Below are 8,809 nucleotides of genomic sequence, written 5' to 3'. Positions count from 1 at the left end.
GCCCCCGGCCCCCGCCGCCGAGCTCCAGGCCGACAAGACCGTCATCCGCGCCGCCCGGCTCCGCGCCGAGCAGACCCGGATGGCCACCGCCAGGCGCTGGGGGCTCAAGAGGGTCCCGCTGACGGCCCCGCCGGCGCCCGTGACCAAACCCCGCATCACCACCCGCGAGGGCTTCGAGGTCGACGGCCACGAGGAGAAGGGGCTGCCGCCGGTCTTCACCACGGTCCCCACCGAGCAGAAGATCGTCTTCCTCACCATCGACGACGGGGCCGAGAAGGACCCCGCCTTCCTGCGGATGACGAGCGAGCTGCGGATCCCGTACACCGCCTTCCTCAGCGACTACCTGGTCAAGGACGACTACGGCTACTTCCGGAAGATGCGGGACAGCGGGGTCGCCCTCGACAACCACACCCTCCACCACCGCTACCTGCCCGGGCTGTCCTACGCCCGCCAGAAGCACGAGATCTGCGGGATGCAGGACGTCATCGAGAAGCGCTACGGCACCCGGCCCGCGCTCTTCCGGCCGCCCTACGGCAACTACAACGAGGACACCCTGCGCGCGGCCAGGTCCTGCGGCATCCGGTACGCGCCGATCTGGAACGAGGAGGTCTTCGCCGACCACTGGGAGTACCGCGAGTGGGACCGCCGGATCCGCCCCGGCGACATCGTGCTCAGCCACTTCCGGGGCCGGGAGGACTGGAAGGGCACGATGACCGACATGGTCCGCCGCTTCCTGGACAAGGTCACGGCCGAGGGGTACGCCGTCGCCCGCCTGGAGGACTACCTGTGAGGCCGCGGTCCCTGGTCGCCGCGGGGCTGGCGGCCGTACTCCTCGCCGGCTGCGCCCAGTCCGTCGACCCCATCGAACGGCTGGGCAAGAAGGCGGCCCAGCGCGTGGGGTCGTACGGCCCGGCGAAGGCGGACGGACGGCCGTACCGCCACTGGGGCCTGACCTCCCCGCTGCCGGCGCCGCCACGCGTGCCGACGCGCGCGGCGGCCGGCCGGGACGGGCTGCCACCGGTCGTGCGGCGCGTCGAGACGTCCGACAAGGTCGTCTTCCTCACCTACGACGACGGCGCCGAGCGGGACCCGCGGTTCGTCGACCTGGTCCGTGAACTGCGGCTGCCCGTCAGCATGTTCCTCACGGACAGCGTCGTCGGCCCCGGGTACGGCCACTTCGCGCGCCTCCAGGCGGTCGGCGCGCGCATCCAGAACCACACCCTCGACCACCCCGCCCTGCGCGGACTGCCGTACGCGGGACAGCGCGCCGAGATCTGCGGCCAGCAGGAGAAGGTGCGGTCCCGCTTCGGCATCCGGCCGCGGCTGTTCCGGCCGCCCTACGGCACGTACGACCGCACGACCCTGCGCGCGGCGGCCGACTGCGGGCTCTCGGCGGTGGTGCTGTGGAGCGTGGCGGCGCAGGGGGAGCGGCGGGAGTTGCGGGCCGGCGACATCGTCTCGGTGACGTCGGGGGAGACGACGGGCCCGACCCTGACGGAACGCACGACGAGGCTGCTGCGGGAGATCGAGCGGCGGGGACTGACGGTGGGGCGGCTGGAGGACTACCTGTAGGACTACCTAGGGGTGCTCGGGGGCTCCGCCCGGAGACGCGGCCGGAGTACCCGCCGAAGACGCGGCCGAGGGTCCCTTCGAAGACGCGGCCAGAGGTTCCGCCGAAGACGCGATTGGCACTCCGCTTGACCGAGTGCTAATCACGGTCATAGTCTCGGGTCTGGCACTCCCCCCTGGAGAGTGCCAACACAGCGACGGGCAGGTCCGGCACCCGCGACGACGGATCCACCTGGTCGCCACCTCAGACAGTTAACCCCGTGAGATCTCCGAAGGGGGAGGTCGGATCGTGACGACCACCAGCTCCAAGGTTGCCATCAAGCCGCTCGAGGACCGCATCGTGGTCCAGCCGCTCGACGCCGAGCAGACCACCGCCTCTGGCCTGGTCATCCCGGACACCGCCAAGGAGAAGCCCCAGGAGGGCGTCGTCCTGGCCGTGGGCCCGGGCCGCTTCGAGAACGGCGAGCGCCTGCCGCTCGACGTCCAGACCGGCGACATCGTGCTGTACAGCAAGTACGGCGGCACCGAGGTGAAGTACAACGGCGAGGAGTACCTCGTCCTCTCGGCCCGCGACGTGCTCGCGATCATCGAGAAGTAATTCACCCCAGCATTTCTTCGAGCTGCGCCCCTGGCCCCCGCGACCACTAACAAGCCGGGCGCCCGGGGCGCAGTCTCTTTTCACCTAGATTTCCGAGAGGGCTCACGCTCCCATGGCGAAGATCCTGAAGTTCGACGAGGACGCCCGTCGCGCCCTCGAGCGCGGCGTCAACAAGCTTGCCGACACGGTCAAGGTGACGATCGGCCCCAAGGGCCGCAACGTCGTCATCGACAAGAAGTTCGGCGCTCCCACCATCACCAACGACGGTGTCACCATCGCCCGCGAGGTCGAGGTCGAGGACCCGTACGAGAACCTCGGCGCGCAGCTGGTGAAGGAGGTGGCGACCAAGACCAACGACATCGCTGGTGACGGCACCACCACCGCCACCGTGCTCGCCCAGGCGCTGGTGCGCGAGGGCCTGAAGAACGTCGCCGCGGGTGCCTCCCCGGCCGCCCTGAAGAAGGGCATCGACGCCGCCGTCGCGGCCGTCTCCGAGGACCTCCTCGCGACCGCCCGCCCGATCGACGAGAAGTCCGACATCGCCGCCGTGGCCGCGCTGTCCGCCCAGGACACGCAGGTCGGCGAGCTCATCGCCGAGGCGATGGACAAGGTCGGCAAGGACGGTGTCATCACCGTCGAGGAGTCCAACACCTTCGGCCTGGAGCTGGACTTCACCGAGGGCATGGCCTTCGACAAGGGCTACCTGTCGCCGTACATGGTCTCCGACCAGGAGCGTATGGAGGCCGTCCTCGACGACCCGTACATCCTGATCAACCAGGGCAAGATCTCCTCGATCCAGGACCTGCTGCCGCTGCTCGAGAAGGTCATCCAGGCGGGTGCCTCCAAGCCGCTGCTGATCATCGCCGAGGACGTCGAGGGCGAGGCCCTGTCGACCCTGGTCGTCAACAAGATCCGCGGCACCTTCAACGCGGTCGCCGTCAAGGCCCCCGGCTTCGGTGACCGCCGCAAGGCGATGCTCCAGGACATGGCGACGCTGACCGGCGCCGAGGTCATCTCCGAGGAGGTCGGCCTCAAGCTCGACCAGGTCGGCCTGGACGTGCTGGGCTCCGCCCGCCGCGTCACGGTCACCAAGGACGACACCACGATCGTCGACGGCGCCGGTGACTCCGCCGCCGTCCAGGGCCGGGTCGCCCAGATCAAGGCCGAGATCGAGAACACCGACTCCGACTGGGACCGCGAGAAGCTCCAGGAGCGCCTCGCGAAGCTGGCCGGCGGCGTGTGCGTGATCAAGGTCGGCGCCGCCACCGAGGTGGAGCTGAAGGAGAAGAAGCACCGTCTGGAGGACGCCATCTCCGCGACCCGCGCCGCGGTCGAGGAGGGCATCGTCTCCGGTGGTGGCTCCGCTCTGGTCCACGCCGCCAAGGTGCTCGAGGGCGGCCTGGGCAAGACCGGCGACGAGGCCACCGGTGTCGCCGTCGTCCGCAAGGCCGTCGTCGAGCCGCTGCGCTGGATCGCCGAGAACGCCGGCCTGGAGGGCTACGTCATCACCTCCAAGGTCGCCGAGCTCGACAAGGGCCAGGGCTTCAACGCCGCGACCGGCGAGTACGGCGACCTGGTCAAGGCCGGCGTCATCGACCCGGTCAAGGTCACCCGCTCCGCCCTGGAGAACGCCGCCTCCATCGCCTCCCTCCTCCTGACGACCGAGACCCTGGTCGTCGAGAAGAAGGAAGAGGAGGAGCCGGCCGCCGCCGGGCACGGCCACGGCCACGCCCACTGAGCGAACCGCCCGTAAGGAGGCCCCCGTTCCCTCACCGAGAGGGAACGGGGGCTTTCCCCTTCGCGGGTCACCAGGTCCCGGCGGTCACTGCCCGAGTACCCCGAGCTGCTCCATCAGCCCCGCACGGTCGTAGCTCCACCATCCCTCGCAGATCCGCCCGTCCCGGAACCGGTGCCAGGTGGTCCCGGTCATGGTGACGTCCTGCCCGGTCGCCGGGATCCCCACGAACTCGCCGGTGTGCTTGCCGGTCCAGGTCCAGCGGGTGCACACCCGGTCGCCCTGCGCGATCTGGTCGTCGATCCGGAAGGTGAAGACGAAGGCCCGCCGCCACCCCTCGTACTCCTCGCGCGCCGCCGCCAGTTCCAGGTCCCCGGGGTTGGCGGGATCGTGGTCGACGTAGTCGTCGGTGAACCGCTCGAACAGCTCCGCCGTGCCGTCCCGCCCGGCCCGCTCGAAGAACTCCCGCGCCACGGCCGGTTCGAGCTGTTCGTCCCGCACCACGTCCAGGTCGGTGAAGGTCGGCATCTCGTCGCACAGCGCGACCATCCCCTGGAAGATCCGCTCGGTCTCCGGCAGCCCCGAGTTCCGCATCGCCTCCTCGTACGACGGGAACTCCACGATCTCCACGAAGTGCGACGCGTCGGACCGGTCCTTGCCGACCACCGCGTGCGTCGCGGTCCGCTTCCCCTTGGTCTGCTCGACCCATGTGTCCATCAGCCGGTCCATCTCGTCGAAACGGCTGGTCCTGCAGTCGATGAGCTGTACGAAGGTCATCTCGCCACCACCTCCGGCCCCCCTGGGCTGGGTGTCACGGCACCATTGTCCGCCCGCCGGCGCCGAGACGGCACGCGCCGGGCGGGACGGTCACTGCGGCCCGTACTTGCGCCCCGTCCTCGACGTGATCCCGCCCAGCAGCCCCCGCGGCGCCACCTTCGCCAGCCCCATCAGCGTCTTGTAGCGCGGGTCCGGGATCGACAGGGTCCTGCCGCGGGCCAGGTCGGCGAGGGCCGCGGCGACCACCTTGTCCGCGTCGAGCCACATCCAGCCGGGGATGTTGTCCGTGCCCATCCCGGCCCGCTGGTGGAACTCGGTCCGCACGAACCCCGGGCACAGGGCCATCAGCCGGACCCCGCTGCCCGCCAGGTCCCGCGCCGCGCCCTGCGTGAACTGCACGACCCACGCCTTCGAGGCGCCGTACGTCCCGCGGGGCAGGAACGCCGCCACCGAGGCGACGTTCACGACACCCCCGCGGCCCCGCTCCCGCATCGCCTCCGACGCCGCCGACGTCAGTCGCAGCACCGCCTCGCAGTGCACCTTGAGCATCTTCAGCTCGTCCGCCACGGAGACGTCGAGATAGCGGCCCTTGTTGGCGAAGCCGGCGTTGTTGACGAGGAGGTCGACGGGCGACCTGCGGTCCGACAGGCGGGCGGCGACCGCCTCGATGCCGGCATCCGTGGCGAGGTCGGCGGTGAGGACCTCGGCCTCGATGCCGTGCCGGTCGTGGAGCTCGGTCGCGTGTTCCCGGAGCCGCTTGGTGTCGCGGGCCACCAGCACCAGGTTGTGCCCGTCAGCCGCCAGCCGTCGTGCGAACGCGGCACCGATGCCCGCGGTCGATCCCGTAATCAATGCCGTTGTCATGGCGCAAGGTTAATGACCGGGACCGACAGCGCCCGTCCGCGCAGGGGCCGTCAGGCGCCGTACTTCTCCACGTACTCCTGCGCCCACTTCCGCAGCTCCGGATGGAGCGCCTCACCCGCCGCCAACAGCCTTGGCTGGAGCGGCCGTTCGGTGGTCATCGCGCGGAACGCCAGGGCGACCGTCACGTCGTGGTCGGGCTGGTGCGCGATCTCGACCGGGTCCCCGGCACGGATCTCGCCCGGCTGTATCACCCGCAGGTAGGCGCCCGGTGCGCCCTTCTGCGTGAACCGCTTCACCCAGCGCCGCTCACCCATGTGGCCCTGGAAGGTGCCGCACGGGATCCGCGCGCTGGTGATCTCCAGCACCACCTCGGACCCGATGCGCCAGCGCTCGCCGATCAGCGCGCCGGAGACGTCGATGCCCGCGGTGGTGAGGTTCTCGCCGAACGCGCCGTTGGCCAGCGCCCGGCCCAGCTCGCCCTCCCACTCGTCCAGGTCCTCGCGCGCCATCGCGTACACGGCCTGGTCGTCGCCGCCGTGGTGCTGCCTCTTGCACACCGCGTCCCCGGCGAGCCCGCTGCCGCCGATGCCCTTGGGGCCGGGCGCGGCCACCCGCACCGGCCCCTCGACGGGCCGCTTGTCGATCCCGGTGACCCCCTCCGGGTTGTCCGTGTACGAAACGGCCTTCACGCCGCCGAGATTCACCGACAGAAGCTTCATGGCCGCACGGTAGAAGACCGGGGCCCAAAGGTGCCACGCATTATTCGGCGATGTGTCAAAGCACGGCTTATCCTCGAAGCGTGATCGAGGCCCGACATCTCCGTGTCCTGCGCGCCGTCGCCGCCACCGGCTCCTTCTCGGCGGCGGGGCGCGAACTGGGCTGCACCCAGCCCGCCGTCAGCCAGCAGATGAAGGCCCTGGAGACGTCCGTGGGCACACCGCTGCTCGTCCGCAGCGGGCGCGAGATGCGGCTGACCGAGGCGGGCCAGGCCCTGGTGCGGCACGCCTCGGGCATCCTGGCGGGCCTCACCGCGGCGGAGGAGGAGGTCGCCGCCATCGCCGGACTGCGTGCCGGGCGGGTCCGGCTCGTCTCCTTCCCCAGCGGCAGCTCCACCCTCGTCCCCACCGCGCTCGCCGCCCTGCGCGCCGCCCACCCCGGCACCCGGGTCTCCCTGGAGGAGGCCGAACCGCCGCACTCCGTCGGCCTGCTGAGGGAGGGCGACTGCGACATCGCGCTCGCCTTCCGGTACGAGGGGGCCGCGGGCGGCGACGAGTGGGACGACCTCGTCGTACGGCCCCTGCTGACCGACCGGCTCGTGGCCCTCGTGCCCGAGCGGCACCGGCTCGCGCGCGCCGGGTCCGTGGCCATCGGGGAGCTCGCCGGGGAGTCCTGGATCGCCGGGTGCCCGCGCTGCCGGGGCCAGTTGGTCGAGGTGTGCGAGAGCGCCGGCTTCACGCCCCGCATCGACTTCGCGACCGACGACTACCCGGCGGTCGTCGGCCTGGTGGGCGCCGGCCTGGGGGTCGCGGTCCTGCCCCAGCTCGCCGTCGAGTCGGTACGGCCGCGGGGCGCGCGCACGGTGACGCTGGAACCGGCGGTCCGGCGGGAGATCGTCGCGCTCACCCTGCCCGACCTGGCGCAGGTGCCCGCGGTGGCGGCGACGCTGGAGCAACTGGCGCGCGCGGCCGCACGATAGGCCGCCGGACGCGAGGAAGGGCACGCGCGCGCGTGCCCTTCCAGGAGAAACGTTCCTTCAATTGTTCGATGCGCCGCTCCCGACGGATGACGCCGACACCAGCCGGTGCCGCGCCCGCCCCATGAGCTCCTCGCGCTCGTCCTCGGTCAGCCCGCCCCACACGCCGTACGGCTCTCTCACCGCGAGCGCGTGCGCCGCACACTGTGCGCGCACCGGGCATCTCATGCAGACCTCCTTGGCCGAGTTCTCGCGAGCGCTCCGGGCCGCACCGCGCTCGCCCTCCGGATGGAAGAAGAGCGAGCTGTCCACCCCGCGACAGGCGGCCAGGAGCTGCCAGTCCCACAGGTCCGCGTTCGGTCCGGGAAGGCGGGAGAAATCTGCCATTGCGTGACCCCTTGTAGCCGTTCTGGGCGGATACGGTGTCCACGACCGTACATCTACGATCTAAGGAGATGAAAATATGACTCATTGCGAATCTAGCCTCAGACACCAGGAAATGGGAAGAAAAGGGTCTGAATGGGGCATGGGTTGTGATGAAACGTTGTGGGTCCGCCGCGCATGTCTCCACCGTGTCCGCGCCCTCACGTAGAGTGCCGAAGACAGTGCGCAGCCCCGTAACTCTTTCGGGTGACCGTCGTTGAGAGTGCGGAGGCGGTTGAAACAACAAGTGCTCGGGCAGGCGTCCGAGACGGTCGACCGCACAGGTGACGATTTCGTACCAGCCTGGAGGCTCAAGGTGACGTGCATCAGCTGCGGAGGGCGGCCATGACATCCGTCCTCGTCTGCGACGACTCCCCGCTTGCCCGAGAGGCGCTCCGCCGCGCGGTCGCGACCGTGCCCGGCGTCGAGCGCGTGACGACCGCGGCCAACGGCGAGGAAGTCCTCCGCCGCTGGGGCGCGGACCGTTCGGACCTGATCCTGATGGACGTACGCATGCCCGGTCTGGGCGGCGTCGAGACCGTGCGGCGGCTGCTGTCCGCCGACCCCGGTGCCCGGATCATCATGCTCACGGTCGCCGAGGACCTCGACGGGGTCGCCCTCGCGGTCGCCGCCGGTGCGCGCGGCTACCTCCACAAGGACGCCTCGCGCGCGGAGTTGCGGGCCACGGTGACGCAGGCGCTCGCCGACCCGACCTGGCGGCTCGCCCCGCGCCGGCTGCGGTCCGCGGAGATGGGCGCGGCGCCCACGCTCACCGCGCGTGAGATCCAGGTCCTCGAAGGCATGAGCCACGGCCGGTCCAACGCGGAGATCGGGCGCGAGCTGTTCCTGTCCGAGGACACCGTGAAGACGCACGCACGGCGGCTGTTCAAGAAGCTCGGGGCCTCGGACCGGGCACACGCGGTCGCGCTCGGCTTCCGCTGGGGTCTGGTGCGCTGAGCATTCCGTCGGGCGCGGTCGTGGCAGGGCCGCTTCGTGGCTGGTCGCGCCCGTGCGGCGGTAGCTGTCGATCGGTGCCGCCCGCGCCCTGACGGGGCGCGGTCGAGCGGCCCCTGCGACGCCCCGCTGCCTGTTTCGTGGCGGATGCCGCATCCTTGAGATGTGGAGTCTCTCGGGGACGAGTCGGTCGAGC

Annotated in this window: 10 protein-coding genes; 6 read left to right on the top strand and 4 right to left on the bottom strand. The window is 70.9% G+C overall.

What is annotated here, in order from left to right; genetic code table 11:
- From AOJ26_RS09270 to groL, 4 genes are all read left to right on the top strand, one after another.
- Positions 1–790: polysaccharide deacetylase family protein (locus AOJ26_RS09270; protein ID WP_053847730.1), on the top strand; the 790-nt coding region annotated here is incomplete at its 5' end.
- On the top strand, positions 787–1,572 hold the full coding sequence (locus AOJ26_RS09265) for a polysaccharide deacetylase family protein (protein WP_053847729.1): 786 nt from the start codon (positions 787–789) through the stop codon (positions 1,570–1,572). The genes AOJ26_RS09270 and AOJ26_RS09265, both read left to right, overlap by 4 nt.
- Before the next feature lie 286 nt (positions 1,573–1,858).
- On the top strand, positions 1,859–2,167 hold the full coding sequence (gene groES / locus AOJ26_RS09260) for a co-chaperone GroES (RefSeq protein ID WP_028807844.1): 309 nt from the start codon (positions 1,859–1,861) through the stop codon (positions 2,165–2,167).
- A gap of 112 nt (positions 2,168–2,279) precedes the next feature.
- Positions 2,280–3,905 carry a chaperonin GroEL gene (groL, locus tag AOJ26_RS09255; RefSeq protein ID WP_053847728.1) on the top strand — a complete coding sequence of 542 codons (1,626 nt, stop codon included), beginning with the start codon at positions 2,280–2,282 and terminating at the stop codon, positions 3,903–3,905.
- 84 nt (positions 3,906–3,989) lie between these two features.
- Here groL and AOJ26_RS09250 read toward each other — a convergent pair whose 3' ends face one another.
- The 3 genes from AOJ26_RS09250 to AOJ26_RS09240 all read right to left on the bottom strand — a co-directional run bounded on the left by AOJ26_RS09250 (position 3,990) and on the right by AOJ26_RS09240 (position 6,262).
- Entirely contained in the window at positions 3,990–4,679 is a 690-nt protein-coding gene (locus tag AOJ26_RS09250) for an ester cyclase (protein WP_053847727.1), read from the bottom strand.
- A 90-nt stretch (positions 4,680–4,769) separates the two neighbouring features.
- Complete coding sequence (locus AOJ26_RS09245) at positions 4,770–5,543, bottom strand: SDR family NAD(P)-dependent oxidoreductase (RefSeq protein WP_053847726.1); 774 nt, start codon at positions 5,541–5,543, stop codon at positions 4,770–4,772.
- Between the two features lie 50 nt (positions 5,544–5,593).
- Positions 5,594–6,262: an MOSC domain-containing protein gene (locus AOJ26_RS09240; RefSeq protein ID WP_053847725.1), complete on the bottom strand. Its 669-nt coding sequence runs from the start codon at positions 6,260–6,262 to the stop codon at positions 5,594–5,596.
- 80 nt (positions 6,263–6,342) lie between these two features.
- On the opposite strand from AOJ26_RS09240, the gene AOJ26_RS09235 reads away from it, so the two are divergent.
- Positions 6,343–7,239, top strand: a complete 897-nt coding sequence (locus AOJ26_RS09235) for a LysR family transcriptional regulator (RefSeq protein ID WP_053847724.1) — start codon at positions 6,343–6,345, stop codon at positions 7,237–7,239.
- Positions 7,240–7,296: 57 nt separating this feature from the next.
- On the opposite strand, the gene AOJ26_RS09230 is transcribed toward AOJ26_RS09235, so the two are convergent.
- Positions 7,297–7,623 (bottom strand): WhiB family transcriptional regulator, encoded by a 327-nt coding sequence (locus tag AOJ26_RS09230; RefSeq protein ID WP_007384136.1) that lies wholly within the window; start codon positions 7,621–7,623, stop codon positions 7,297–7,299.
- A 381-nt stretch (positions 7,624–8,004) separates the two neighbouring features.
- Between AOJ26_RS09230 and AOJ26_RS09225 the strand changes: the two genes are divergently transcribed.
- Complete coding sequence (locus tag AOJ26_RS09225; RefSeq protein ID WP_003948568.1) at positions 8,005–8,616, top strand: response regulator transcription factor; 612 nt, start codon at positions 8,005–8,007, stop codon at positions 8,614–8,616.
- The last annotated feature ends 193 nt before the right edge of the window (positions 8,617–8,809 follow it).

This window comes from Streptomyces sp. NRRL B-24085, assembly GCF_001282115.1.
Lineage (GTDB): Bacteria > Actinomycetota > Actinomycetes > Streptomycetales > Streptomycetaceae > Streptomyces.
Note: the sequence above shows the minus strand (reverse complement) of the source record. Positions and strands in the feature narration are given on the sequence as shown.

Coding starts and splice junctions, on each gene's coding strand:
- AOJ26_RS09250 (WP_053847727.1), bottom strand. CDS start 4,679: ATGACCTTCGTACAGCTCATCGACTGCAGGACCAGCCGTTTCGACGAG.
- AOJ26_RS09240 (WP_053847725.1), bottom strand. CDS start 6,262: ATGAAGCTTCTGTCGGTGAATCTCGGCGGCGTGAAGGCCGTTTCGTAC.
- groL (WP_053847728.1), top strand. CDS start 2,280: ATGGCGAAGATCCTGAAGTTCGACGAGGACGCCCGTCGCGCCCTCGAG.
- AOJ26_RS09245 (WP_053847726.1), bottom strand. CDS start 5,543: ATGACAACGGCATTGATTACGGGATCGACCGCGGGCATCGGTGCCGCG.
- AOJ26_RS09230 (WP_007384136.1), bottom strand. CDS start 7,623: ATGGCAGATTTCTCCCGCCTTCCCGGACCGAACGCGGACCTGTGGGAC.
- AOJ26_RS09225 (WP_003948568.1), top strand. CDS start 8,005: ATGACATCCGTCCTCGTCTGCGACGACTCCCCGCTTGCCCGAGAGGCG.